Annotated in this window: 24 protein-coding genes; 20 read left to right on the top strand and 4 right to left on the bottom strand. The window is 71.3% G+C overall.

The genetic code is table 11. From position 1 onward, the window contains the following. Window positions 1-5 precede the first annotated feature (5 nt). Both J4573_RS30705 and J4573_RS30700 read left to right on the top strand, forming a co-directional pair. The gene (locus tag J4573_RS30705) at window positions 6-671 is read left to right on the top strand and encodes an ABC transporter ATP-binding protein (RefSeq protein WP_208259561.1); all 666 of its coding nucleotides are present in this window, start codon (window positions 6-8) and stop codon (window positions 669-671) included. Further along, a complete protein-coding gene (locus tag J4573_RS30700; RefSeq protein ID WP_208259386.1) occupies window positions 668-1855 on the top strand; it encodes an ABC transporter permease in 1188 nt (395 codons plus the stop codon). The genes J4573_RS30705 and J4573_RS30700 overlap by 4 nt, the downstream gene beginning before the upstream one ends. Before the next feature lie 369 nt (window positions 1856-2224). On the opposite strand, the gene J4573_RS30695 is transcribed toward J4573_RS30700, so the two are convergent. Further along, window positions 2225-3349: an alpha/beta hydrolase gene (locus J4573_RS30695; RefSeq protein WP_208259385.1), complete on the bottom strand. Its 1125-nt coding sequence runs from the start codon at window positions 3347-3349 to the stop codon at window positions 2225-2227. Window positions 3350-3544: 195 nt separating this feature from the next. Here J4573_RS30695 and J4573_RS30690 point away from each other — a divergent pair, with 195 nt between their 5' ends. From J4573_RS30690 to J4573_RS30665, 6 genes are all read left to right on the top strand, one after another. Further along, entirely contained in the window at window positions 3545-4762 is a 1218-nt protein-coding gene (locus tag J4573_RS30690; protein WP_208259384.1) for an acetoin utilization protein AcuC, read from the top strand. A 162-nt stretch (window positions 4763-4924) separates the two neighbouring features. Beyond that, window positions 4925-5725: a phosphatase gene (locus tag J4573_RS30685; RefSeq protein ID WP_208259383.1), complete on the top strand. Its 801-nt coding sequence runs from the start codon at window positions 4925-4927 to the stop codon at window positions 5723-5725. Window positions 5726-6065: 340 nt separating this feature from the next. Then, window positions 6066-6269 (top strand): helix-turn-helix domain-containing protein, encoded by a 204-nt coding sequence (locus tag J4573_RS30680; RefSeq protein ID WP_208259382.1) that lies wholly within the window; start codon window positions 6066-6068, stop codon window positions 6267-6269. 431 nt (window positions 6270-6700) lie between these two features. Next, window positions 6701-6799 (top strand): 30S ribosomal protein bS22, encoded by a 99-nt coding sequence (locus tag J4573_RS30675; RefSeq protein ID WP_018654693.1) that lies wholly within the window; start codon window positions 6701-6703, stop codon window positions 6797-6799. A gap of 47 nt (window positions 6800-6846) precedes the next feature. Further along, complete coding sequence (locus J4573_RS30670) at window positions 6847-7863, top strand: NAD-dependent epimerase/dehydratase family protein (RefSeq protein ID WP_208259381.1); 1017 nt, start codon at window positions 6847-6849, stop codon at window positions 7861-7863. 24 nt (window positions 7864-7887) lie between these two features. Continuing rightward, window positions 7888-8826 carry a lysophospholipid acyltransferase family protein gene (locus J4573_RS30665; RefSeq protein ID WP_208259380.1) on the top strand — a complete coding sequence of 313 codons (939 nt, stop codon included), beginning with the start codon at window positions 7888-7890 and terminating at the stop codon, window positions 8824-8826. A 167-nt stretch (window positions 8827-8993) separates the two neighbouring features. On the opposite strand, the gene J4573_RS30660 is transcribed toward J4573_RS30665, so the two are convergent. Both J4573_RS30660 and J4573_RS30655 read right to left on the bottom strand, forming a co-directional pair. Beyond that, complete coding sequence (locus tag J4573_RS30660) at window positions 8994-9866, bottom strand: HAD family hydrolase (RefSeq protein ID WP_208259379.1); 873 nt, start codon at window positions 9864-9866, stop codon at window positions 8994-8996. A 301-nt stretch (window positions 9867-10167) separates the two neighbouring features. After that, on the bottom strand, window positions 10168-10833 hold the full coding sequence (locus tag J4573_RS30655; protein ID WP_208259378.1) for a sigma-70 family RNA polymerase sigma factor: 666 nt from the start codon (window positions 10831-10833) through the stop codon (window positions 10168-10170). 170 nt (window positions 10834-11003) lie between these two features. On the opposite strand from J4573_RS30655, the gene J4573_RS30650 reads away from it, so the two are divergent. From J4573_RS30650 to J4573_RS30595, 12 genes are all read left to right on the top strand, one after another. Beyond that, window positions 11004-12422, top strand: coding sequence for an antibiotic biosynthesis monooxygenase (locus J4573_RS30650; protein WP_208259377.1), 1419 nt, complete (start codon window positions 11004-11006; stop codon window positions 12420-12422). A 7-nt stretch (window positions 12423-12429) separates the two neighbouring features. After that, window positions 12430-12687, top strand: a complete 258-nt coding sequence (locus tag J4573_RS30645; protein WP_208259376.1) for a glutaredoxin family protein — start codon at window positions 12430-12432, stop codon at window positions 12685-12687. Window positions 12688-13078: 391 nt separating this feature from the next. Continuing rightward, entirely contained in the window at window positions 13079-13822 is a 744-nt protein-coding gene (locus tag J4573_RS30640) for a redox-sensing transcriptional repressor Rex (RefSeq protein ID WP_208259375.1), read from the top strand. After that, window positions 13819-15135 (top strand): glutamyl-tRNA reductase, encoded by a 1317-nt coding sequence (locus J4573_RS30635; RefSeq protein WP_208259374.1) that lies wholly within the window; start codon window positions 13819-13821, stop codon window positions 15133-15135. Before J4573_RS30640 ends, J4573_RS30635 begins: the two co-directional genes overlap by 4 nt. 32 nt (window positions 15136-15167) lie before the next feature. After that, window positions 15168-16037 carry a hydroxymethylbilane synthase gene (hemC, locus tag J4573_RS30630; RefSeq protein WP_243773862.1) on the top strand — a complete coding sequence of 290 codons (870 nt, stop codon included), beginning with the start codon at window positions 15168-15170 and terminating at the stop codon, window positions 16035-16037. Continuing rightward, window positions 16034-17716 carry a bifunctional uroporphyrinogen-III C-methyltransferase/uroporphyrinogen-III synthase gene (locus tag J4573_RS30625; RefSeq protein ID WP_208259372.1) on the top strand — a complete coding sequence of 561 codons (1683 nt, stop codon included), beginning with the start codon at window positions 16034-16036 and terminating at the stop codon, window positions 17714-17716. The genes hemC and J4573_RS30625 overlap by 4 nt, the downstream gene beginning before the upstream one ends. A 157-nt stretch (window positions 17717-17873) precedes the next feature. After that, window positions 17874-18860 (top strand): porphobilinogen synthase, encoded by a 987-nt coding sequence (gene hemB, locus J4573_RS30620; RefSeq protein WP_208259371.1) that lies wholly within the window; start codon window positions 17874-17876, stop codon window positions 18858-18860. Window positions 18861-19102: 242 nt separating this feature from the next. Beyond that, window positions 19103-19594, top strand: coding sequence for a hypothetical protein (locus tag J4573_RS30615; protein ID WP_208259370.1), 492 nt, complete (start codon window positions 19103-19105; stop codon window positions 19592-19594). Window positions 19595-19789: 195 nt separating this feature from the next. Continuing rightward, window positions 19790-20761 (top strand): response regulator transcription factor, encoded by a 972-nt coding sequence (locus tag J4573_RS30610; RefSeq protein WP_208259560.1) that lies wholly within the window; start codon window positions 19790-19792, stop codon window positions 20759-20761. Beyond that, window positions 20761-22683 carry a sensor histidine kinase gene (locus tag J4573_RS30605; RefSeq protein ID WP_208259369.1) on the top strand — a complete coding sequence of 641 codons (1923 nt, stop codon included), beginning with the start codon at window positions 20761-20763 and terminating at the stop codon, window positions 22681-22683. Before J4573_RS30610 ends, J4573_RS30605 begins: the two co-directional genes overlap by 1 nt. Window positions 22684-22706: 23 nt before the next feature. After that, complete coding sequence (locus tag J4573_RS30600; RefSeq protein WP_208259368.1) at window positions 22707-23732, top strand: TAXI family TRAP transporter solute-binding subunit; 1026 nt, start codon at window positions 22707-22709, stop codon at window positions 23730-23732. Between the two features lie 132 nt (window positions 23733-23864). Next, complete coding sequence (locus J4573_RS30595) at window positions 23865-24521, top strand: bifunctional DNA primase/polymerase (RefSeq protein ID WP_208259559.1); 657 nt, start codon at window positions 23865-23867, stop codon at window positions 24519-24521. Window positions 24522-24819: 298 nt separating this feature from the next. On the opposite strand, the gene J4573_RS30590 is transcribed toward J4573_RS30595, so the two are convergent. Next, complete coding sequence (locus J4573_RS30590; protein ID WP_208259367.1) at window positions 24820-26499, bottom strand: serine/threonine-protein kinase; 1680 nt, start codon at window positions 26497-26499, stop codon at window positions 24820-24822. Between the last annotated feature and the right edge of the window lie 39 nt (window positions 26500-26538).

The following is a 26538-nucleotide window of genomic DNA, read 5'->3' as shown; positions in this document are numbered from 1 at the left end:
ACAAAATGGAGGGCGTCCAGGTAGATGCCCTGCGCGGCGTAAGCCTCCGCATCAACGAAGGCGATTTCGCGGCCATCCTCGGGCCTTCCGGCTCTGGCAAGTCCACGCTCATGCATCTGCTCGGCTGCCTTGACCGCCCGACCAGCGGGGTCCTGCGGATCGGCGGGCAGGACGTCGCCAAGCTCTCCCCGAACGCGCTGGCCGAGCTGCGCAACTCCCAGATCGGCTTCGTGTTCCAGTCGTTCCACCTCCTGCCCCGTACGAGCGCCCGCGAGAACGTCGCGCTGCCGCTGGTCTACAGGGGGATCGGGCGTGCGGAGCGGCGCCGCCGCGCCACCGCAGCCCTCGCCAAGGTCGGGCTGGACCACCGCCTCGGCCACCGGCCCTCCCAGCTGTCGGGAGGCGAGCAGCAGCGCGTCGCGATCGCCCGCGCCCTGGTGGGCGACCCCGGCGTGGTGCTGGCGGACGAGCCCACGGGCAACCTCGACACCCGTACCGGCCACGAGGTGATGGACCTGCTGGAACGCCTCAACGCCGAGCAGGGCGTCGCGGTCGTCCTGGTCACCCACGAGCCCGACGTGGCCGAACGCGCCCGCCGCCAGATCCACATCCGCGACGGCCTCATCGAACGCGACACCGGCGGCGGGCCCGGCACCCGAAGACGACCATGAGGGTCGGGGAGTCGTTCCGGGTCGCGCTGGAGGCGCTGCGGGTCAACCGGCTGCGCAGCGCGCTGACCATGTTCGGTGTGGTGATCGGGGTCGCGGCCGTCGTGGTGCTGGTGGCGATCGGCACCGGCGCGCGCGACCTGGTGCAGAACGAGATCGAGGGGCTCGGCTCCAACATCATCTTCGTCGCGCCCGGCCAGCTGAGCCTCGGCTCGGCGCCCTCGATCAGCCGGATGCAGCTGGACGACGTCGCCTACCTGGGACGGATCACCGGGGACGAGAAGGACATCGCGGTCGCCCTGAACTCCGGGGAGGTCGTCCGGGCCGGGCGCAACCAGACGTTCTCCAGCATCGTCGGCTCCAACGAGAACCTGCAGAACGTCTTCAACCGGCCGCTGCGCCGCGGCCGCTACCTCAGCCGTACGGACGTGGAGACGCGGCGCCGCGTCGTCGTCCTCGGCTCGGACATCGCGCGCAAGCTGTTCGGCGACGTCGATCCGGTCGGACGGCAGGTCGCGATCGCGGGCGGGACGCGCTTCCGGGTGATCGGGGTGTTCGAGGAGGTCGGCCAGACGTTCGGGCAGACCAGGGACTCGGAGATCCACGTGCCGGTCACGACCGCGCAGCGGATGTTCGGGGTCACCCGGGTCGACTTCATCGCCATCCGCGCGCCGAGCAGCGGCGACATTCCGCGCCTGCAGAAGCAGGTCGTGGACGCGCTGCAGCGCAAGTACCAGGGGCAGCAGTTCTCGGCGATCACGCAGACTCAGCTGCTCGGAACGATCGGCAAGGTCCTCGGGGCGCTGACCGGGGTGCTGGCCGCGATCGCCGCCATCTCGCTGCTGGTCGGCGGGGTCGGCGTCTCCAACATCATGCTGGTCAGCGTGCGCGAACGGACCCGCGAGATCGGCCTGCGCAAGGCGCTCGGCGCGCGTCAGCGGGACATCCTTGCCCAGTTCCTGGTCGAGGCGGTGCTGCTGACCTCGATCGGCGGGATCGTGGGCATCGCGATCGGGGCCGGGGTCTCGCTGCTCATCGGCGCGTACTCCCCGGTGCCCGCCGCCATCGCGTGGTGGTCCCCGGCCGTGGCGTTCGTGGTGTCGGCCGGGGTGGGGATCTTCTTCGGCGTCGTGCCGGCGCGCAGGGCCGGGCGCCTGGACCCGGTGATAGCACTTCGCACCGAATGAATCGGGCGTCGCCCAAACCCGATTCATGCTTTTTCATCAAGATCGTTACAACTCCCCCCGGCTCCGAATACCATGATCAAAAACCGGGGGAGGCCACCATGACCTCACAGTTCGATGACGATGCGGCCGATCGGCTCGAAAGCACGCTGGCGCGGCTTCGGGTTCCGGCGTTCATGGCGTCCTATTCGGCGGCGCTGCTCGCCGCACTGCGGGCACAGTCCCGTTCGGGGCCACGTTTGGCGAAGCACCTCCGCGCGGCCGCGGTTCGCGTACCCGGCGGCCGGGCGGAGGTGCTTCTGGTCGGCTCGGACGCCAGGCGGCCCGGAACTGAGGGGCCCGCGGGTGAGGGGCCTGGCGGGGGGCCTGACGTCAGGCGACCGCCTCGGCCTGCGCCGGAGCCGCCGCCAGAGCGTCGCGAATGAACCTGGCCGTCTCCCGCATCGCCGAACTCGCCTCGGGCAGGACGCGGTTGAGGATCTGGAAGACGTGCATCTGCCCGTTCCACACCTGAAGCTCGCACTGGCCGCCCGCCCTGACCAGGGCGTTCGCGAACGCCTCGGCCTCGGGCCGCAGGACCTCGGAGCCGCCCACCTGGATGAGGAACGGCGGCGTGTTCGTCCAGGCGCGCGTAAGCAGGGCCAGCCGCGGGTCGTCGAATCCGGCTGGCCCCACTACGAGCCGCGCGACCCGGCGGGCCGCGAAGGCGCTGATGTACGGATCCCGGACGTTCCGGTGCTCCGCGGTGGACAGTTCGCAGGTGAGATCCACCCACGGCGAGAACAGGACCGTCCCGGCCGGCCCCGGCAGGCCCGTACGGCAGATCTCCCCGGTCAGGCACGCCGCGAGGTGACCGCCGGCCGAGTCGCCCGCGATCACGATGCGGGAGCCGGGGACGCCGCGGGCCATCAGCCACTTGTACGCGGCCAGGGCGTCCTCGAGCGGCGCGGGGAACGGGTGCTCGGGGGCCAGCCGGTACCGGGGGACCAGTACCGGCAGGCCCGTGTCGACCGCCAGGCGGGAGGTGATCGGCCGGTGCGTGCGGGGGGAGCAGACGATGTAGGCGCCGCCGTGCAGGTAGAGGATCGCGCCGTTCACCCCGTCGGAGCCGTCGCCGCGGGAGGTGACCCACTCGCCGACGATCGGGCGCCGTTCGGCCGCGGCGCCCCTGCCCTTCTCGACCTGCGGGTCGATCAGCGGCTCGATCCGGACGCGCTGGGTGGGCCGCATCAGCAGGGACGCGGCGTCCACCGTTGAACGGGCGGTACGGATCCCCACCGAAAGGTTGGGGGCGTAGTGCACGAACGGCCGGACGCCGATGCGCAGGGCCTGGGAGATGGCTCGGCTGCGCACGGTCGGCTTGCGTTCATAGGGACGCCGTCGCTTGCGGGGAGAAGCGGAGGACGTGGTCGCGGCGCCCGCCGTGGCGGCGCTCGCGCTGACACCCGGCAGAGGGGTCACCTCTGCCGGCAGTTCGGAGGGAGTGATCGAATCCATCTCCGGAACCCCGCTCGCTCTGTTTCATCTGTGTTTCATAGATGCCCGCTATTTCCCGGTAGTTCACGTCACAACTTTGTGTCATCGATAGGGGTTTGGGGGCTTGACGGCCACCCCGGTGTATCCATTCGGTCGCCCTGAGTCGTGACATGGGCCACGGCCAGCGGCGAGTCGGCAAGGCGATACCGTGAGTGCATGAGCAGCGCCGACTCGCCCCAGAATCCCCGGAACTGCGGGCTCAAGGTCTTCTGGGACGACAGGCTCATCTCGTACGACTTCGGCCCCACTCACCCCATGAATCCCGTTCGCGTCGAGTTGACCATGGAGCTCGCGCGCGAATTCGCCCTTCTCGACAGCGGCAATGTCGACGTCGAAGAGTTCGCCCCCGCCCCCGAAGAGCTGCTCCGCCTCGTTCACGAAGAGGCCTACATCGCGGCGGTGAAGAGCGCGGGCGAGACCGGCCTCCCCGAGATCAAGTACGGCCTCGGCACGCCCGACAATCCGGTCTTCCTCGGCATGCACGAGGCGACCTCGCTCGTCGTGGGCGCCTCGGTCGCCGGCGCGGAGGCGGTCTGGACGGGGCAGAGCGAGCACGCCGCCAACATCTCCGGCGGGCTCCACCACGCCCTCGCCGGCGCCGCCAGCGGCTTCTGTGTCTACAACGACCCGGCGATCGCGATCGCCTGGCTCCTGCGGAACGGCGCCGAGCGGATCGCCTACGTCGACGTGGACGTCCACCACGGCGACGGCGTGCAGGCGGCCTTCTACGACGACCCGCGGGTCATGACGATCAGCCTCCACGAGACGCCGCGCACGCTCTTCCCCGGCACCGGCTTCCCGAACGAGACCGGCGCGCCCGGTGCCGAGGGCACCGCCGTCAACGTCGCGCTGCCGCCCGGCACCGGCGACGCCCTGTGGCTACGGGCCTTCGACGCGATCGTGCCGCCGCTGCTGCGCGAGTTCCGGCCGCAGATCCTGGTGACCCAGCACGGCGCCGACGCGCATTCGCTCGACCCGCTGGCCCATCTGTCCCTCAGCGTGGACGGCCAGCGCACCGCGTACGAGCAGCTGCACCGGCTGGCGCACGAGACCGCGGGCGGCCGCTGGCTCGCCACCGGCGGCGGGGGCTACGAGCTGGTCCAGGTCGTACCGCGGGCGTGGACGCACCTGCTCGCCGAGGCCGCGGGCCGCCCGATCGACCCCGGCGCCGCGACGCCCGAGCCCTGGCGCGACTTCGTCCGGCGGCGGACGCAGGAGATCGCGCCGCGCCGGATGACCGACGGCACCGAGGTCGTGGAGGTGCACCGGTGGGGCGGCGGCTTCGACCCGGCCAACCCCATCGACCAGGCCGTCCTGGCGACCCGGCGCGCCGTGTTCCCCGAGCACGGCCTCGACCCCCTGACCGACGAGTGACCGCGTGACCGATCCCCGCGCCCCCTCGCCCCCGCCGCACGCCTTGACGCTCCTGCATGCCGCTACGCCGCCGGACGCCTTGACGCCTTCCTGTGCCCGGATTCCGTACGCTTTGATCACACCCGCGTCGCCGGGCGGCGGCGCGAGCTTGGGGGAAGACTGATGACCGTGCCGACCCGCGCCGAGCTGCGCGCCCACCTGGTCCGCACGATGATCTCCGGCGAGATCGCCACGCCGCGGCAGAACAACCTGCTGCACTACCGGCGGATGGCGATGCGCAACCCGTACTACCTGCTCGGCATGGACCTGAAGCCGACCTGGAACGAGCGGGAGATCCTGCGCGTGATGGTCGAGCGGGTCGGGGTGAACCCGGACCCGATGCACCTGTACGGCGATGACACGATCGACCCCGACCTCACGATCGACGCGATCGAGGCGATGGGCGAGCGGATCGGGCTGGCGGCGCGGCGGCGGGAGCGGGTCGTGCTGGCGACCGGGCACCCGGCCACGCTGACACCGGTCTACCAGGCGATCTCGCGGGCCCTCACCGCGCGCGGCTGCACGGTCCTGACGCCCGCGGCGGGCTGGTCGTACGAGACCGAGACCGGCTACGGCTACGAGGATCGGGAGATCGTCTACGCACCGGAGGGGGTGGCGATGCTGGAGGGTCAGGGGAGGACGCACCACACCCACGACGCCGCCCCGATGGAGGCGATGCTGGCCGAACTCGCAAGGGATTCGGAATCTTGGCCGGATCTGGCCATCGCCGATCATGGCTGGGCGGGCGCCGCCGGTCAGGCGGGGATCGACACCGTCGGATTCGCTGACTGTAACGATCCAGCACTGTTCGTCGGGGCCGAGGAGGGCAAGATCGACGTCGCGGTTCCCCTGGACGACGGCGTATCGGCCCAGCATTACGCCCCTATGACGGCCTACCTCCTCGACCGCGCGGGGCTCGCCTAGGGTCCGCCCGCCGTCACGTTCCGCGCCGCGAGGTGTCACTGGGTGTGACGTGACGATCGTGCCGTGGCTGATGAGCAGGCGACACGCCCTCGTGAACGCCTGAGTCGCAGGTCATCGCCTGGTCTCGGCTCACATCCGCTCGCCGGGCTACGCGCGGTGCCGTCATCTCCACGCTCCGTGCGATAGCAGAGTGTGGCCACCCGGTCAGGCCGGGATACGGAAAAGGGTGGAACTCCCCTCTTGCGACTGCCGATACACGATTTACGCTGGAGGAAGTACACGTGCGTGATCAAAGTCACCCAAAGGGCCGGTGCGCGGCACGTGTGGAAGAGGGCGTCCGATGAGCTCAGGCGAGCGACCTCTGAGTGAGGTCAGGTTCCTGACCGTTGCCGAAGTGGCATCGGTGATGCGGGTGTCCAAGATGACCGTCTACCGCCTGGTGCATTCAGGCGAGCTGCCCGCCATCCGTGTGGGCCGTTCGTTCCGTGTGCCCGAGCAGGCCGTTCACGACTATCTGCGCGACGCGTTCATCGAAGCCGGATGATCCGGATGCGGCCGGGGGCGCCACCCACGCCCTCGCGACGCACCCGACGTCCGGCTCGTGCAGGGGGCTATTGAGCGGGGGCAGTAGAGGGAGAGGGACACCGAACCGAGTTGGGGCCGGTGCCTGGAGGAGTCGGGGGCGTCGGACGATGCCTGCGATGAGACCGGGCACCGGTTTCTGTTTGCCAGGGGAAGGCACCTCCCCGATCGGGGAGGTTTAGGAACCTCGGCCAGGGAAGAGGTGGGGGCGACCGCGAGTCCCCGCCGGGTGCCCGCAGGAGACACCCCGGGACGCCGCCGGACCACCGGCGGCCTGAACGCCGTCGGCACAGCGGTACCCTTGGGCAGCGGACCGTGCCGCGATCGCCGAGCGAAGCTCGCGCCGGCACGGACCATCTCCTGCACAACACCTGATTTGCCGAGCGAGGTCTCGTGGGCTCTGTCATCAAGAAGCGCCGTAAGCGTATGGCGAAGAAGAAGCACCGCAAGCTGCTGAAGAAGACGCGTATTCAGCGCCGTAACAAGAAGTAAACAGGCAGGCTACTCAGCCGTAAGGGGTGGGGCGCACAGTGTCCTCTATGCCCTCCGCCGCGGCCCGTGTCGTCCTCGTCACGGGCGTCTCCCGTTTCCTGGGGGCGCGGGTCGCGAACACCCTCCAGGCCGACCCCGGCATCGAGCGGGTCATCGGCGTGGACACGGTCCCCCCTTCGACGTCGCTCGGACGAACAGAGTTCGTGCGCGTCGACATACGCACGCCGAGCATCGCCAAGGTCATCTCGACGGCCGAGGTCGACACGGTGGTCCACCTGAACCTGGTGACCGCCCCCGTCGGCCCGCGCTCGAAGATGAAGGAATTCAACGTCATCGGCACCATGCAGCTGCTGGCCGCGTGCCAGCGCTCGCCGGACATGCGAAAGCTCGTCGTGCGTTCCTCGGCCGCGGTCTACGGCTCCTCGCCGATGGACCCGGCGGTGTTCGCCGAGCGCGATGAGCCCGTGGAGGCTCCGCACTCGGGCTACGCCAAGGACGCCGTCGAGGTCGAGGGATATGTGCGGGGGTTGCGGCGGCGGCGCTCGGACCTCACGGTCTCGGTGCTGCGGTTCGCCAACTTCCTGGGCCCGGGCGTGGACTCTCCGCTGACCCGGTACCTCAGCATGCCCGTGGCCCCGACCGTGCTGGGCTTCGACCCGCGGCTGCAGTTCGTCCACGAGGACGACGGCGTCGAGGTGCTGCGCCGGATGACGGTCGAGGACCACCCGGGCACGTTCAACGTCGCCGGCGACGGGGTGCTGCTGCTCTCGCAGGCGCTGCGCCGCGCCGGGCGCTCGTACGTGCCGATGCCGTCCCAGTCGGTGTCGGCGCTCGGCGACCTCGGCAAGCGCTTCGGCGGCCTGTCGGGCTTCTCGCCAGAGCTGCTGCGCTGGCTGATGTACGGGCGGGTGATCGACACGTCCCGGCTGGTGAACGAGCTGTCCTGGCGGCCCAAGTACAGCTCGGAGGCCGCGTTCGCCGACTTCGTCTCGGCGCACGGGATGGGGCGCAGCGTGCCGCTGGAGCTGTTCGACCGCCTGGCCTCGGCCTTCGGCCGCGGCTGACGCCCGATCCGACGGAGGTAGTCGATGAACGCGCACCACGAGGACGGGCCGTTGGACTCCGGTGAGGGCGCACAGGTGATCCCCCTGCACGCTCCCCGCCACGACGACGAGGCGGGCGAGTCGCGGCGCAACCCGATCGAGCGGCGCGTGGCGTCCGGGCTTGCGTTCCTGCGGCGCCGGCTGGCGGGCGAGTACGACGTCGACGAGTTCGGCTTCGACCCCGAGTTCAACCGGACGCTGCTGCTGCCGTTCGCCCGCGCGTTCTACGAGCGCTGGTTCCGGGTGGAGCTGTTCGGGCTGGAGAACGTGCCCGAGCAGGGCGGGGCGCTGATCGTCGCCAACCACTCGGGCACGCTGCCGATCGACGGGATCATGCTGTCGGTCGCCGTGCACGACCACCTCCAGCGAGACCTGCGGCTGCTCGGCGCCGACCTGGTCTACCAGGTGCCGGTGCTCGGCCACCTGTCGCGCAAGGCCGGCCACACGCTGGCCTGCCAGGCCGACGCGGCGCGGCTGCTGGCCAAGGACGAGCTCGTCGGGGTGTTCCCGGAGGGCTTCAAGGGCGTCGGCAAGCCGTTCGCCGACCGCTACAAGCTGCAGCGGTTCGGCCGCGGCGGCTTCGTGGAGACGGCACTGCGCGCGAACGTGCCGATCATCCCGTGCGCGATCGTCGGCGCCGAGGAGATCTATCCGAAGCTCGCAGACCTGAAGCCGCTGGCCCGGCTGCTCGGCCTCCCGTACTTCCCGGTCACCCCGACGTTCCCGCTGCTCGGCCTCGGCGGCCTGCTGCCGCTGCCGTCCAAGTGGATGATCCAGTTCGGTGAGCCGATTCCGATGGACGACTACGACGCGACGGCCGCCGACGACCCGATGACGGTCTTCAACCTCACCGACCACGTGCGCGAGAGCGTCCAGCAGATGCTCTACGACACGCTCCTGCGCCGCGGCCCGGCGTTCTTCTGACCACTCGCGAACGGACCCCGGCCTGCACGCGAGTGCGCTACCTGCCGCCGGGGGACGAAGCCGAAGGCGAGCCCCCCGGCGGCAGATCGCGAAGCGATGTCGCACTCGCCGCTTTGGCGGTTCGGGCCCCGGGCCGCTAGGCGAGGGGTCCGAGGCCGCAAAAGCAATTAAGAACGCGCGTAGTGCTTGCGGAGGGCCACTCCGGCGACGACGCCGCCCGCCAGGGCTCCGACGCCCGCGGCGGCGGGCAGGGCGACCATGGTGACCTTGCGGCCCGTACGGAAGTCGTGGATCGGCCAGCCGTGCTCGCGCGCGTGATCGCGCAGCGCCGCGTCGGGGTTCACCGCGTGGGGGTTGCCCACGACCGTCAGCATCGGCAGGTCGTTGATCGAGTCGCTGTAGGCCGAGCAGCGCGACAGGTCCAGGCCCTCGCGCTGGGCGAGGGCGCGGACGGCCTCGGCCTTGGCGGGGCCGTGCAGCAGGTTGCCGACCAGGCGGCCGGTGTAGAGCCCGCCGGACGTCTCGGCGACCGTGCCGAGCGCGCCGGTGAGGCCCAGGCGGTGCGCGATCGTCCGGGCGACCTCGACGGGCGTGGCCGTGACCAGCCACACCTGCTGGCCGGCGTCCAGGTGCTGGAGGGCCAGCGTCCGGGTGCCGTGCCAGATCCGGTCGGCCATGACCTCGTCGTAGATCTCCTCGCTCATCCGGACCAGGTCGCTGACCTTCTGCCCGGCCACGAACGAGAGCGCCATCTCGCGGGCGCTGTGGATGTGCTCGGCGTTCTCGGTGCCGCGTAGCCGGAACGCGGCCTGCCCCCAGGCGAACATGGCCAGGTCGCGCATGGTGAACAGCTTGCGCGAGGCCAGGCCGCGGGCGAAGTAGTAGATCGACGCGCCGCGCATCATCGTGTTGTCGACGTCGAAGAAGGCCGCGGCCGTCGGGTCGGGCTCGGGCAGCGGGCCGTTCGTGGCCGCGGCGGCCGCCGCCTCGCCCGCGCTCACGTGGTCCTCGTCCTTGTCGCGCTGCCAGAATCGCCGCATGCCCGCAGCCTAGTCAACGGGGTCGGCCCGCCCCTCGGTTCGCCCGGAATTGCGACCGTCCTCACGATCATTCCCGGCCGTACGGTCACTTTCGGGCACACGGTCACCCTCGGCCGCGGCGACGAGCCGTTCCCGCAGAACGGCCCGGAAGTCCGGATCCGGCCCCTCGGGCCGGACGCGCAGATCCGACAGCGGGTTGTTCTCTGTCCTGACTCTCCTGGTTCGCATCATCCCCCCGTACCGCAAAACGATCGGGAGGCGCGGCGGGTTACGGGCGGGCGGCCGGGAGTGCGGCCGGGAGTCAGGAACGCAGGTCCGCGGGCAGCATGCGGGCGAGCGAACGGACCGCCCGGTACTGCAGGGCCTTGATCGCGCCGCTCTTCTTCCCCATGACCAGGGCGGTCTCGGCGACCGTGAGCCCGTGCAGGAACCGCAGGACCACGCACTCCTGCTGCTCGGAGCCGAGCCGGCGAACGGCGATCAGCAGCGTCCGGTTGGTCATGGAGTCCAGTACGGCCCGTTCTGGACCCTCCTGAGGCCGGTCGGGCTCCAGGAGCTCGGCCGTGCAGACCTCCAGCCGGTAGCGGCTGGACTTGAAGTGGTCGGCGACCAGGTTGCGGGCGATCGTCACCAGCCAGGCGCCGAAATCCTTGCCCTGCCAGTTGAAGTCCCTCATCCGGCGCAGCGCCCGCAGGAACGTCTCGCTGGTCAGGTCCTCGGCGAGCGAATGCGTGCCGACCCTGTAGAAGACGTACTTGTAGACGAGCTCGACGTAGTGGTCGTAGAGGCTCCCGAACGCCTCGGCGTCGCCGTCCCTGGCCCTCAGCACGAGGTTTTTGATCATCTCGCCGCGGCCGGATTCGGCCTCCACGGCGCGCTCGGGCGCCTCGGTGGTGGCGGCGCCGCCCGGCTGGACGGAGAGATGGCGAAACAACGTCACTCGGGCATCGAGGGTCAGGCTGCACATGCAGATCTCCTCGGGGCGTACGCGACCTTCGGCGTGAATTGCCACTGTAGATACCGAGGGGTACGCGGGGCAATGGTGTGTCCCGCGCAACATCATTCGCATGGCCGTGAGGGCACCACCTGCCACCGCGGTTACCCGTCATCGCTCCGAATCGGGCACCATGGGGCGCGATGGTCGAAGCTCTTCTCGCGCTCGTAGCGACCCTTGGCGCTTTAGTCGCCACCGGGTTGCTGATCTCGCGCGCCTACAAGGACCGGCTCCTCTACCTGATCGCATGGTCGATCACGCTGGTGGGAGTCTCGGTCGCGCTCATCGCGATGACCTTGGGTTTCCTGCTCGGATTCAACGAGCCGCTCTTCCGGGTCATGGAGCTGGGCGGCGCGCTGCTCGCGCCGATCTGGCTGGCGCTCGGCATGGTCGAGCTCATCGCCAGGGTCGTGCAGGTGCGCTTCGCCGCCTGGCTGTTCGCGATCTCCTACACGGTCGTGGCGACGGTCATCCTGCTGCTCGACCCGCTGCGCGGCTCGTTCAGCAAGAAGCTGCCGAAGCCGAACGACATCTACGACGCGCTGCCGCCGCTGCTGATCAACGGCGCGCACGTCGTCGCGGTCATCGCGCTGGTCGTGTGCGCGGCGGTCACCGCCGTCCTCGCCAGCCGCCAGGACCGCGAGGCCTACGAGCTGCTGATCCCGATCGCGCTGGTGGCGCTCGCCGGGGTCCTGGTCGTCGCGGGCTCGCGCGGCTTCCTGCCCGGCGCCCTCGCCGTGATCGCCCTCGGCGGCGCGGCTGGCCTGACCTGGTACGGCGCGATGCGCACGCTGCCGGTGTACGCCGACGACGACGGCTACGCGGGCGACGAGTACGGCGACGACTCGGGCGGCTACGCCGATGCGGCGTACGCGGCCCAGCAGCCCGCCCCTGCGCCCGCCCCGCAGGCCCCGGCGACGCCGGTGGCCGGTCCCCAGGCGCAGATGTCGCAGCCGGCCCCGCCGCCGCCCAAGCCCGCCACCAAGCGGGGCGAATTGCGCTTCCCCGAGCCTTCGGCCGAGGAGCTGAACTTCCCCGCGCCCGCGCCGCCGACCTCGATCGACGGCATGCGGCCCGCGACCGGCGGGTCTCCGCTGCCCGCCGCCGCTCCCGTGCCCGCCGTGCCCGCCGTTCCGACCGGGTTCGACCTGTCCCGCGCCTGCGGGCAGATCACCGTCTACACGCTGCTGGACGGGCGCGAGGAGCAGTTCGACCGGCTGGCCGAGGACCTGGTCCGCGCGGCCCGTACGGCCGAGCCGGACACGCTGATCTTCGCGTGCCACGAGGTGGTGAACGCTCCGACGCAGCGGATCTTCTACCAGCTGTTCAAGGACGAGAACGCGTTCGCCTCCCACCGGCAGCAGCCCCACCTGCAGCGCTTCACGAGCGAGTCGCGCAGCCACGTGCTGGCGACCAACGTGATCGAGTTGAAGCTCGGCACGGCCAACCTGCCTCAGGCGGCCCCCGCCAAGCCCGGACCGGTCCAGGCGGGCCCCGGCCACGGCCAGGCGCCGCGGAGCAACTCGTTCAACGCCTCCGCCAGCGACTTCCCCAGCCTGTGAGACGGCCATGGACCCAGTGATCACCCTGCTCGGCAAGCCGGGCTGCCACCTGTGCGACGACGCCCGGGAGGTGATCGCCCGGGTCGCCGCCGACCTCGGCGTCCGCTGGGAGGAACGCGACATCACCCGGTCCGAGGCCGACACCCGCGAGTACTGGGAGCACATCCCCGTCACGCTGATCAACGGCGTCCAGCACGACTTCTGGCGAGTGGACGAGACCCGCCTCCGCAAGGCACTCAAGGACGCCGGCGCCGCCAGGGCCTGATCGCCTGCCCGGTTCGACCCGTTCCTGCTGCCTTTGTCTGAGACCGGTGGCCGGTTTGCGGCATTTGCGGAGTTGTCGTGGGGTGGGCCCTGCGGGCTTAATTTCGGTGTGGAGGCGTGTCTCTTCAGTCACACCCGGGTGGGTGATCGGGCGGCTCCCGGGGGTAGTCGCGGGCCTGCTCAACCCCTATGGGCCAGGCGGAATCGGTGGATGGCGGGCGAACCCTCCGGCTTCGCCAAGAGGGGGGTGACTTTGTGCGCGTATTCACAAAGGCTTAACCTGGATGGAGCCCTGGGCGGCCGGCCCTGGGTAGCCGAGGACCGGTCGCGGATTGACCTGGGCCAGGGGTTCTCGGGCCCCGCCCTAGCGTCGAGCCCCCGAAGAGCAGGCCGTGACACCTCGTCAGAACCGCACTCGTGCCGACCGCGGCATTCCCGAAGCCACCGTGGCTCGACTGCCCGTGTACCTTCGCGCGTTGCACAGCCTGCAGGATCGCGGGGTGGCAACCGTGTCGTCGGAGGAGCTGGCCACCGCGGCCGGCGTGAACTCCGCCAAGCTCCGCAAGGACCTGTCGCACCTGGGCTCGTACGGCACCCGCGGCGTCGGCTACGAGGTCGAGTACCTCGTTTACCAGATCTCTCGTGAACTAGGCCTGACCCAGGATTGGGTCGTGGCAATCATCGGGGTCGGTAACCTGGGCCGGGCGCTGGCCGGTTACGGCGGGTTCGCCTCCCGTGGCTTCCGGGTCGCGGGGCTCCTGGACGCCGACGAGGACATCGTCGGCCAGGAGATCTCCGGGATGACCGTGGAGCACATCGACCGGCTGGAGGACGTCATCACCGAGCGCTCGGTGTCCATCGCCGTGATCGCCACGCCCGCGGCCGCCGCGCAGGGCGTGGCCGACCGGGTGGTCGCCTCCGGCGTGACCTCCGTCCTTAACTTCGCTCCTGTGGTGCTTTCCGTGCCTGAGGGGGTGGATGTGCGTAAGGTCGACCTGTCTATCGAGCTGCAGATCCTCGCCTTCCACGAGCAGCGGAAGGCGGGCGGCCCAGGTGATCTCGACGCGCTGGCGTCCAAGAACGGCGCGCCTCCTCCCGGTGCCGCGCAGCAGTACGTGGAGGCTCTAGAGGCATGAGTGTCCTGGTGGTGGGGCTAAGCCATCGCAGTGCCCCGGTGTCGATGCTCGAGCGGGCGTCGGTGACCGGGGACGACCTGACCAAGCTGCTGCACGCGATCAACGACTCGGCGTACGTGGCCGAGACCGCGATCGTCTCGACCTGCAACCGGGTCGAGGTCTACGCGGTGGTGGAGAAGTTCCACGGCGGCGTCTCGACGGTCTCCGAGGCGCTGTCGCTGCATTCGGGCATCCCGCTCGACGACCTGTCCCGGCACCTGTACGTCCACTACGAGGACCGGGCCATCCAGCACGCGTTCTCGGTGGCGTGCGGCCTGGAGTCGATGGTCGTCGGCGAGGGGCAGATCCTCGGCCAGATCCGGCAGGCGTTCCGGCTGGCCCAGGACGAGCAGACCATCGGGCGCACCCTGCACGACGTCCTGCAGCGGGCGCTGCGGGTCGGCAAGCGCGCCCATCACGAGACCGGCATCGACCAGGCGGGCGCGTCGCTGGTCAGCGTCGGGCTCCAGATCGCGACCGAGCACCTCGGGCCGCTGAACGAGGTCCGGGCGCTGGTCGTCGGCGCCGGGGCGATGAGCGGCCTGGCCGTGGCGACTCTCTCGCGCGCGGGCGCGCGAGAGATCGTGATCGCCAACCGTACGGCGGGCAAGGCGGAGCGGCTGGCGGCCGAGTCCACCGTCCCCGCGCGGGCGATCGAGCTGGCCGACCTTGAGGCCGAGCTGCCCACGGCCGACCTGGTCGTCTCCTGCACCGGGGCGACCGGCCTGGTCGTACGGGCCGAGCAGCTGGAGGGGACCGGCGACCGCAGGCGGTTCTTCCTCGACCTGGCGCTGCCGCACGACATCGACCGCGCCGTGGCCGGGCTGCCCGGCGTGGCGCTGGCCGGCCTGGACGAGCTGCGGACCGCCGAGGAGGCCGCGCACGCGATCGGTCCCGAGGCCGTCGAGGCCGTACGGACGATCGTGTGCGACGAGGTGGCCACCTACCTGGGCGCCGCCCGCGCCGCCGCGGTGGCGCCGACCGTGGTCGCGCTGCGCAGCAAGGCGGCCGAGGTCGTCGACGCCGAGCTGGCCCGCCTGACCGGCCGGCTGCCCGAGCTCGACGACAAGGCCCGCAAGGAGATCTCCCAGACCGTGCGCCGCGTCGTGGACAAGCTGCTCCACGCGCCGACCGTACGGGTGAAGGAGCTGGCCGCGGCGCCCGGCGGGGACACCTACGCCGACGCCCTGCGCGAGCTCTTCGACCTCGACCCGAAGGCCCCCGAGGCCGTTCAGCGGGCCGACATAGCTGACATCGAAGGATCCGACACGTGACCACCCTCAAGCTCGGGACCCGCAAGAGCCTCATGGCGACGACCCAGTCGCAGCTGGTGGCGGACGCATTGTCGCAGGCTACGGGGCATGCGGTGGAGCTGGTCGGGGTAACGACCGAGGGTGATGTCTCCAAAGCACTGCTCGCACAGATCGGCGGGACCGGGGTGTTCGTCAACGCTCTGCGGGACCGGCTGCTCTCCGGTGAGGTGGACTTCGCGGTGCACTCACTGAAGGATCTGCCGACCGGCCCGGCCGAGGGGATCGCGCTCGCCGCGACCCCCCGCCGCGACGACCCGCGCGACGCCCTGTGCGGTCCGGCCAAGCTGGCCGACCTGCCGGGCGGCGCACGCGTCGGCACCGGCTCGCCGCGCCGCGTCGCGCAGCTGCTCGCACTCCGTCCGGACCTGGACGTCGTGCCGATCCGCGGCAACGCCGACACGCGCCTGCGCAAGGTGACCGACGGCGAGCTGGACGCGGTCGTGCTGGCGTACGCCGGTCTCAACCGGATCGGCCGGACCGGCGAGGTGGCCGAGGTCTTCGAGCCCGAGCACATGCTGCCCTCACCCGGGCAGGGTTCGCTCGCGCTCGAATGCCGAGCCGACAAGCCGGACCTGATCGAGGTGCTTGGAACGGTCGATGATCCCGCCACCAGGGCTGCCGTCACCGCCGAGCGCACGGTTCTGGCCGTGCTCGAGGCGGGATGTTCGGCACCGGTGGGGGCGTACGCTGCCGAAGTAGAACAAAAGCTGCGTCTCACCGCGGCCGTCGTCGCCCACGACGGCTCGCGGCAGTTGCGGCTGTCCGTAAGCGGCCACCCGAACAGGGCCGAGGAGCTCGGTCGCGAACTCGCGAGCCGGCTGCTCGACCAGGGGGCCGACCAGTTGATGGGGGAGCGCCCTTGAGCCCCGCTAGCAAGAGCCCCGAGCGCAAGTCCGCCGCGAAGACGCCCGCCGCCAAGGCGTCCGCGGCGAAGGCGCCCGCCGCCTCGGCCGCTGGCAATGCCGCCGCGGCCAAGGCCGCCGCCGTCAGGGCGGCCGCCGAGACGGTCACGTTCGTCGGGCTCGGGCCCGGCGACCCGGGCCTGCTGACGCTGCGCGCCGCCGCCGTGCTGGAACGCGCCGACGTGGTGATCGTTCGCCGGGACGCGGTGCACCCGGAGTTCCTGTCGCACTGCCGTACCGACGCCGAGATCCTCGACTCCGCCGAGGGCGACCCGCCCAAGCTGGCGGCCAAGGCCGCCAAGGCGGGCAAGCGCGTCGTCCGGCTCTTCCAGGGCGACCCGGCGCTCGGCTGCGACCTGTCCGGTGAGGCGGGCTCGCTGACCAAGGCCGGCGTCCCCTTCGAGGTCGTGCCGGGCGTGTCCGCGCTGACCGGCGTGCCCGCGTACGCCGGGATCCCGCTGACCGACCACAAGCACCGCGAGCTGCGATTCATCGACGCCGCCGAGGGCGGGGTCGACTGGGAGCGGTTCGCCGACGCCGACGCCACGCTGGTGATCTACGGCGCCGAGTCGACGGTCGGCGAGGTCGCCAAGGGCCTCATCGCGGTCGGCCGGGCCGACGGCACGCCCGCCGCCATGATCAGCCTGGGCACCACGACCGAGCAGGAGACCGTGGTCTCCACGCTCCAGCGGCTGGCCGCCGACACCAAGGGCATGGAGGCCCCGGCGATGATCATCGTCGGGGACGTGGTGAACCACCACGACAAGCTGGCCTGGTTCGAGACCAAGCCGCTGTTCGGCTGGCGCGTGCTCGTGCCGCGGACCAAGGAGCAGGCCGCCTCGCTGTCGGACCAGCTCCGCTCGTACGGCGCCGTGCCCGACGAGGTGCCGACCATCTCGGTCGAGCCGCCGCGCACGCCGCAGCAGATGGAACGCGCCGTCAAGGGCCTGGTCACCGGCCGGTACGAGTGGGTCGTGTTCACCTCGACCAACGCCGTCCGCGCCGTACGGGAGAAGTTCGTCGACTACGGCCTGGACGCTCGCGCGTTCGCCGGGCTCAAGGTCGCCGCGGTCGGCGAGCAGACCGCCGCGGCGCTGGTCGAGTTCGGCATCCACCCGGACCTGGTCCCGACCGGCCAGCAGTCCAGCGAGGGCCTGGCCGAGGTCTGGCCGCCCTACGACGAGGACCTGGACCCGATCAACCGGGTGCTGCTGCCGCGCGCCGACATCGCCACCGACACCCTCATCGCCAAGCTGACCGAGCTCGGCTGGGAGTGCGAGGACGTCACCGCCTACCGGACCGTACGGGCCGCGCCGCCGCCCGCGCCGATCCGCGAGGCGATCAAGGGTGGCGGCTTCGACGCGGTGCTGTTCACCTCGTCCTCGACGGTGAAGAACCTCATCGGCATCGCGGGCAAGCCGCACAACGTCACGGTGATCGCCGTGATCGGTCCGCAGACGGCCAAGACCGCGGAGGAATACGGTCTGCGCGTCGACGTTATGGCTGAGAAGCCTTCCGTCTCGGCCCTCGCCGAGGCGCTGGCGGAGTACGGTGCCAATCGGAGGGCGGCTCAGATCGAGGCCGGAGATCCGCTGCGCAAGCCGAGCCAGATGCGCCGCGGAGCCCGTCGCCGCAAATGACGCGCCACAGCTGACGCGCCGTGAACGACGCGCCGGGACGCGCCGAGAGTGACGCCGGGACGCGTGGAGGGTGACGCGCCGCAGGTGATGCGCCGCCGCAAGCAACCAGATCACCGTGATCGACGACGAGGTCCATGATCGCGGGGGAGTAGGGGTCATGTCTTCGTTTCCCGTCGCCAGGCCGCGGCGGCTGCGGCGCACGCCCGCGCTGCGCCGCATGGTCGCCGAGACCCGGATCAGCCCGGCCGAACTGGTCCTGCCGATGTTCGTCAAGGAGGGCATCGCCGAGGCCAACCCGGTGAGCTCCATGCCGGGCGTCTACCAGCACACCCGCGACAGCCTGCGCAAGGCCGTCCACGAGGCCGCCGAGGCCGGGGTCGGCGGCATCATCCTGTTCGGCATCCCCGAGGTCAAGGACGGCACCGGCGCGGGCGCCGACGACCCGAACGGCATCGTCCAGGTGGCCCTGCGCGACCTGCACTCCGACGTGGGCGACGCGATCGTGCTCATGGCCGACCTGTGCATGTGCGAGTACACCGACCATGGCCACTGCGGCATCGTCACCCCGGCCGGCGAGGTCGACAACGACGCGACGCTGGAGCGCTACGCCTCCATCGCCGGCGCCCAGGCCGCCGCCGGGGCCGCCGTCGTCGCCCCCAGCGGCATGATGGACGGCCAGGTGGGCGTCATCCGCGCCGCGCTGGACCAGGCTGGCTACAGCGAGACGACCGTGCTCGGCTACTCCGCCAAGTACGCCTCGGCCTTCTACGGGCCGTTCCGCGAGGCCGCCGAAGGCGCCCCGCAGTTCGGTGACCGTTCCACCCACCAGCAGGACCCGGCCAACGCCGACGAGTCGCTCCGCGAGGTCTTCATGGACCTGGAGGAGGGCGCCGACATGGTCATGGTCAAGCCCGCCGGCGCCTACCTGGACGTCATCCGGCGCGTCCGCGACGCCGTGGACGTCCCGGTCGCCGCGTACCAGGTCAGCGGCGAGTACGCGATGATCGAGGCCGCCGCCGAGAAGGGCTGGGTCGACCGCGACCGGGTCATCAACGAGTCGCTGATCGCGATCCGCCGGGCCGGCGCCGACATCATCCTCACCTACTGGGCCACCGAGGTCGCCCAGCGCCTGAACAACCGCTAGCGCTCCGACCCTCTCTGAACGCCCGTCACCCTCTGCTGGTGGCGGGCGTTCGGCTTCCCGGCGGGTGAACGATCCGTAGCAGTAGTGGATCAGTGCGTGGTCATTTGTTAGGGAAGTTTCAAAAGAGGCGGCAGGTTCTGGAACGGCCGTATGGACGCGGGTTTCAGTGGTGCCGTGCCGATCACCGGGGGAGGCGGCACGGCTCTGGATCTGGCTCCATCGCTCCGAGAGGAACCATCGCCATGACCCGACTCTCGCCCCGCACCCTCCGCAGGATCGTCACCGTGGGCACCGTCCCGGTGGTGGCCGCCGGTGCCATCCTCGCCGTGACCGCGGCGCCCGCCCTCGCCCAGACCGAGTGTGGTCCCAACAAGGAGCAGACGGCTCCCGTCGGCGGGCACGCCCTGTTGAGGGCCTGCATCCAGAAGGACGGCAACCAGCGCAGGGCCTACATCCAGCTGCAGTACGCACGCACCTACGGCGGCAAGGACTGGGACAAGTTCGTTGTCCACGTGCGTCTGGAGCGCAACGACGCCGACAAGGAGTACGGGTCCTGCGACTGGACCAGCGACATGAACAACTACAAGACGCTGAACCAGAAGTGCTACACCGACTGGTACATCTCGGGCACCACCGGCGGCTGGACCGGCGACGGTTACTACGTCTACAACTACAACCTCGACGGGCTGGGCGATAAGTCCGCCTCCCTGACCGGATCGCCCAAGGTGAGCTGAGTCCCGTACCCCCCGCCGGGGCCGCTCGACGGCGAGCGGTCCCGGCCCCGTTCACCGTCGGGATCATTTTGTGATCTTGCTGGGTCTAGGCCGCGGCCGTGCGCCGTTCTAGAGTCCGCAATCGCAGGCAAACCCGCTCGCTACCGCTCGTTCACGCTGTTGAACGCGGTACGGATGAGGGATCTGGTGGCGACGATGAGGGTTCTGCTCGTTGAGGACGACCGGCGCTTCGCGGCCGCGTTGATCAGATCGCTGGGCCCGTGCGGATACGAGATCGAGCACGTGGTGAACGGCGCCGACGCGCTGGCCGCCCCCGAGAGCGACCTGGTCCTGCTGGACCTCGGCCTGGCCGACGGCGACGGCCTGGAGGTGTGCCGGCGGCTCCGCCGCGACAGCGAGGTCGCGATCATCATCCTGTCCGCTCGCGGCACCGAACGGGACCGCGTCGCGGGCCTGCGCGGCGGCGCGGACGACTACCTGGTCAAGCCGTTCAGCGTCGCCGAGCTCCAGGCCCGGATGGAGGCCGTCCTGCGGCGAGTCCGGCCGCGTACGGGCGGCGTGCTCACCGTCGGCGGCCTGGACGTGAACCTCGACTGCCGGACCGCTTCGGTGAACGGCGTCGCCGTCAGGCTGACCCCCAAGGAGTTCACCCTGCTAGCGGCCCTCGCCCGCGAGCAGGGCTCGGTCATCATGCGAGAACGCCTGCAGCGGGAGGTCTGGGGGACCGCCTGGCACGGCACCTCCCGCACCCTAGACGTGCACGTCTCGACCCTCCGCACCAAGATCCGTGACGGGGCGCGTGTCGAGGTCGTCCACGCCGTCGGCTACCGCCTCGTACCATCCGAGGCCGGAGCGCCGCCACAACCCGAGGCACCGCAGCCCGGAGCAGCGCGGGCCGGGTCGGTGCGGGCTGAGGTGGCGCAGGCCGGGGCGGTACGGGCTGAGGCGGTACGGGCTGAGGCGGTACGGGCTGAGGCGGCGGTCGAGGCGGCGGTCGAGGCGGCACGGACTGAGGTGGTGCGAGCCGGGGCAGCGCAGGCTGAGGTGGCGCAGGCCGGGGCGGTACGGGCTGAGGCGGCGCGGGCCGATGCGGCGGTCGAGGTGGCGCGGGTCGAGGCAACGAGGCTCAAGGCGGCGCCGGGCGTCGCGGCGGTGCAGGCCCTCTAGTGCGCCGGCGGCTGCTCGGGACCTATCTCACGCTGCTGGTGGTCGTGCTGGGCGTGCTGTCGGGTCCGGCCGCGGCCTCGGCGGCCTCGCGCAACACCCAGACGATGTTCCTGGACCGGGTGAACGACACCGTGCGGTTCGCCTCGCTCGCCGACACCGCGCTGCGCACCGGGCACACCTCGGCGCTCGCCGCCGAGTTGCACCGCTACGAGACCCTCTACGGGATCGCCGCGTTCGTCGTCGGCCGCGCCGGGGAGCCGGTGATCGTGTCCGGCGGCGCCGTCGACACCGCCGCGCCGCGCGTCCGGGCCAAGATAGACACGGCGCTGTCGGGGAACCGTTCGGCGACCGCCGGGGTCGTCTGGCCCTGGCAGTCGGTCCCTTTGATCGTGGCCGAGCCGATCGGCCGCGGCGGTGAGGTGATCGGCGCCGCGCTCACCGTGTCGCCGACCGCCGCCCTGCGGGACGCGACCGTGCGCAACTGGGCGGTGCTCCTCTTCCAGGGGCTGCTGGTCCTGCTGGTCGGCGCCCTCGCGGCTGCCTGGCTCACGCGCTGGCTCCTGCGGCCCGTTCATCAGCTCGACGCGACCGCGCACGCGCTGACCGACGGGCGCTTCGGTGAACGGGTCGTCATGCCCTCCGGTCCGCCCGAGCTCCGGCGGCTGGCCGGATCGTTCAACGGCATGGCCGAGCAGATCTCCGCCCTCATCGAACGGCAGCGGGGGTTCGTCTCGTACGCCGGTCACCAGCTGCGCACTCCCCTGGCCAGGCTCCGGCTCGCGATGGACAACATGGCCATGCACACACCGCCCGAGGCGCACGAGGACCATCAGCTGGTGGTCGAGGAGATCGAGCGCATGTCGCGGTTCTACGACGCGCTGCTCGCCTACGCGCACGCCGACGCTGCCTCGATGGAGACCGGCCCGGTGGACGTGGCGCGGATCGCCGCCTCGCGGGTCGGCACCTGGACCGCCGCGGCCGAGAGCAACGGCGTCACCCTCGCCGGTGAGGGCCCGTCGCACTGCCTGGCGATCGCCGCCGCCGACACCGTCGACCAGGTCCTCGACGCACTGATCGACAACGCGATCAAGTTCAGCGGCGCCGGCGGCTCGGTCACCGTGGCCGTGGCGGAGCCGGAACCGGGCTGGGTGGAGGTCCACGTCGTCGACGACGGCCCCGGCATGGAGCCCGAGGACCTCGCCCGCGCCGCCGAGCCGTTCTGGCGGCATCCGCGCGACCAGAACGTCGACGGGTCGGGGCTCGGCGTCAGCATCGCCAAGGCCCTGGTGAACGCGTCCGGCGGGACCCTCGACCTGCTGCGCGCCGCCTCCGGCGGCGTGGACGCCATGATCCGCCTCGCGGCCGCCCCAGCCGCCGCCGACGCCGCGGCCGCCATGGCCGCCGACGCCACGGTCGCCGCCGACGCCACGGTCGCCACCCACGCTGCGGTCGGCGCGGTCGCCACGGACGGCGACGCCGCCGCCGACGCCGCCGACGCCGCGGCCGGCGACGCGACCAACGCCCCGAACGGCGCCATCACCGACGCCGCGGTCGCCACCTACGTCACGGTCGGCGCGGTCGCCACGGACGCCGACGCCGGCGACGCGACCAACGCCCCGAACGGCGCCATCACCGACGCCGCGGTCGCCACCGACGCTGCGGTCGGCGCGGTCGCCACGGACGGCGACGCCGCCGACGCCGGCGACGCGACCAACGCCACCAACGCCCCGAACGGCGCCATCACCGACGCCACGGTCGCCACCTGCGTCACGGTCGCCGACGCCGCGGCTGCCGCGGTCGCCACCGACGCTGTGGTCGCCGCAGACGCCGCAGACGCCGTGGTCGCCACCGATGCCACGGACGCCGTGGTCGCCACGGACGCTGCGGACGTCGTGGCTGAACGCGACTTGGGCGCGGTGTGATGAGGGGGTGGGCGCGTCGATCCGTGGCCGTGCTCGCGCTGGCGGTCACCGTGGCGGCGGTCCTCGTCGGGTGCGACTCCGAGCCGCCCGTGCGGCGGCTGATCGTCGCGTCCGGGGGCGAGGGTGGCGTTTATCACGCCCTTGGCACCGCGTTCGGCGTGACCGCCACGCGCCGGTGGCGGGCGGACGTCCGGGTACTGACCACCGCCGCCTCCGCCGAGAACCTGCGCATGCTGGCCGATCGGCGCGCGGACGTCGGCTTCGCCACGGTGGACACGGCGGCCCTCGCGCTGCGCGGCGACCCCCCGTTCACCGGCAAGGTGCCCGTCGCCGCGCTGGCCGGGCTCTACGACGACTACCTGCAGATCGTCGTGCCGGCCGACGGCCCGTTGCGGAGCGTCGGCGATCTGCGCGGCCGCCGTGTGTCGACCGGCGCGCCCGGCTCCGGAACGGAGATCGTCGCGGAACGGGTGCTCGGCGCCGCGGGGATTGACATCGACAAGGGCGTCCAGCGGCGCCGCTGGGCCGCCGCCCGGTCCTCGGCGGGGCTCGCGGACGGCGAGATCGACGCGTTCTTCTTCACCGGCGGACTGCCCACCCCCGCCATCGCCGAACTGGCCGCCACCCACAAGATCCGCATCCTGTCGCTGGGCCGTCTCGTCGGTGAGCTGCAACGCCGCTACGGCGACGTCTACCTCGCCCGGACGATCCCGGGGAACACCTACGCGCTCGGCGAGGAGGTCACCACGATCGGCATCGTGAACGTGCTCGCGGTCCGGGCCGACATGGACCCGGCGGAGGCCGAGGCGCTCACCGAGCTGCTGTTCGACGAGAAGCGGACGCTGATCGGGGCGCACACCGAGGCTCGCCGCATCGACCAGCGCACGGCGCTGGTCACGTTCCCGGTGCCGCTGCATCCGGGTGCCGTGCGCTACTACCGAAGATCCAAGGTGCTCTCCGTCCCGCAGGGTGATGAGGTCTCGCAAGGTAAGGAGGTCTCACAGGGCGATGAGGTTCCACAAGGTGATGGTGCTGTCACTCTGTGGTGATGTGATTTTGTGCTGATGATCACCGTCAGCTAGTCAATTAGGGCCGTTTCTTGGGGGTTGGCGTGTCCGGCATTCCGCGCTGCCTGCATCATCGATAGCAAGGAGCAACGTTCGACCTTGGGGGGCGGGATGATGCTGGCGGTCTCGGGGAGCAGGCGGCAGAAGGCCGGGGAGCGGCTCAGCCCGGCCGGGCTGGACGCCGCACTGGCCTATGCGGCCCTTGGCTGGCCGTGCTTTCCGGGCACTCACTCACCCGTCGGCGGCGACCGCGCGTGCTCCTGTGACCGCATCGGCTGTCCGGACCCCGGCGCCCATCCGGTATCCGCGGCCTGGGCGATCCAGGCCACCACCGACCCCGAGATTCTGACCGGCTGGTGGGCCAAACGGCCCGAAGCCAACGTGATCCTTCCCACAGGCCGCGTCTTCGACGTCTTCGACATCCCGGCGAGCGCCGGGAACATGGCCCTGGATCGCATCGCCCGCGACGGCCTCCCGGTCGGTCCGGTCGCCGCGGTCGGCGCCGACCGCCACCTGTTCTTCGTCGCCACCCGAGGCGCCCCCGCCGACGAGGACGAATGGTGGTCCTGCCACCTGGACTGCTCGCCCGAGAACGTCACCGAGACCCCGGGCATGCGCTGGCACTGCCGCGAGAGCTACGTGGCCGCGCCGCCGTCCGTCCTCCCGTACGGCCGCGCCGTCACCTGGCTCAGGCCTCCCGAGACCGGCCCGCTCCCCGACCCGCTCCGGCTCCTCGAAGTCCTAGCCGACAGCTGCGAAGCCGCCGAGTAGCGCTGGCTCTGGCCAGGCGTTCAGCCGCCTGACGCAGGCCAGCCCGTTCAGCCCGCCTGACGCGGGGGCGACTCGTTCAGCCGCCTGACGCGCCAGCACGTCCAGCCGCCAACGCGGAGCGGCCCGTTCAGCCGCCAACGCGGAGCGGGCCCGTTCAGCCGCCTAACACGAGGCGAGGCGTCCCAGCGGCCTAACACGGACCAGCACGTTCAGCGGCCTAACGCGGGGCGAGGCGTTCAGCCGTTTAACGCGGGCCAGCACGTTCAGCTGCCTAACGTGGAGCGACGCGTTCAGGCGCCTAGCGCGGGGCGGTGATGGCGCCGGCGCGGCCCCAGCCCGCATAGGTCGTGTGGAGCATCGGTGCCCGGGGCCCGTTGCCGATCCTGATCCGCAGCTGCACCGGCAGGCCCGCGCCGTCCAGCTGCAGCGAGAACGCCACCCGCTTGACGTGCGCCGCCGAGGCCATCTGCGCGACCATCGGCACGCCGTACTGCTCCAGCGTCGCCGCCTCGGCGAACCCGCGGTAGATCTGCCCTGCCTGGTTGAACGCCGTGCTCGCCTTCAGCAGGGCCGTCACGTTGTCGGCCGCCGAGCCCCCGCGCACCTGCTGCGCCAGCGCCGCGTAACCGCGCCCCCCGCTCGCCGACGAGCTCTGCCACTTCTTGCCCGCCTGCACGTACGCCGAGTTGCCGACCAGCACGGCCCGCACCGACTTGCGCAGCGGCTTGGTCCCGCCCGACACGGTCATCGAGTACGACGGAACGGTCCCCTGCGCGAGCCGGAAGGTGCCGCGCGCCTTGGCGGCACCGCCGCCCGTCCGCTGGAACGTGAAGGACCCGTTCGGCGTCCGTGCCACGGCCTTGCCGACCTTGTCGGCCAGCGTCGCCGCCAGGGCGGAGTTCTGTCCCGAGGGGCCCGCCGGGCTCGGCTGGCCGCTGTTCGCCGGGGTCGGCTCGGGTGCGTCGTCCTTCTTCTCGTACAGCGACGCGGCGCCCACGACACCGCCCACGATCACCAGCATCGCGACGATCGCCACCACCAGGCGTCCCCGCGAGGCGCCGGACCGCGGCGTGATCGGGTTGCCCTTGGGCGTGGTGGCCCGCGAGGGCTTGGGCTCGGGCAGGGTCGCGGCCTGCGCAGCCAGCTCGGTCAGCCGCCCGCGCCCCTGCGCCTCCCAGGACAGCCCGTACGCGGCGATCGCGGCTTCCTCGACCGTCACCAGCAGATCCGCAGCCGACTGAGGCCGCTTCTCAGGCTCCTTGGCCATGCCCGCGGCAATGAGGTCGCGGAGCGGTCCAGGGACCTCCTCGACCGGGATGGGCGCCTCTCGGTGCGCCTTGGCGAAGCCGGACTGGCCACGGGCGCTGAACGGAGGCCGTCCCGTTAGGCACTCAAAGAAAATGACCGTCGCCGCATAAAGGTCAGAGGCGACCCCGGGGGACGCCCCGTCCCACAGCTCCGGCGCCGCATAAACGGGCGCCGCCTGAGCCGAACCCTCTGCCGGAGTAAGCCCGAAGTCCGCCAGGCGCCCATTGCCCTCACCGTCCACAAGGACGTTAGAAGGCCGTACAGCCCCGTGAACCACTCCACGCTCATGCGCGGCCGCAAGACCCGCCAGAAGCCCGCCCAGGAGCGCGAGAGCAGCCAGAGGCCCCGTAGGCCCCTGCGCGGCGAGCATCCTCCGCAACGCGACGCCGTCGATCCGCTCCATCACGACCGCGGCGCCCTCAGAGGACTCCACGAAGTCGTAGAAGTCCACGACGTTCGGATCCTCGAGCTGCGACAGCTTCCGGGCCGTGTCCCTGAATCCCGCCAGGAAGTTCTCGTCCGCCCGTAGCCGCCTGTCCAGATATCTGATCGCGACCTTGGTCTGGGTGAGGTCGTCGACCGCGAGGACGACACGTCCCGCAGCGCCGTTCCCCAGCTCCCGGACATGAGTGAAGCCCGGGACCGTCCAGCCGTTGACTTTCTCGGTCACGTGGCGGCTCATCCCTCCGATTGGCCGACGTGGGAGCGC

The organism is Actinomadura barringtoniae (genome assembly GCF_017573505.1).
Classification (GTDB): domain Bacteria; phylum Actinomycetota; class Actinomycetes; order Streptosporangiales; family Streptosporangiaceae; genus Spirillospora; species Spirillospora barringtoniae.
This window is presented reverse-complemented; position numbering and strand designations above follow the sequence as displayed.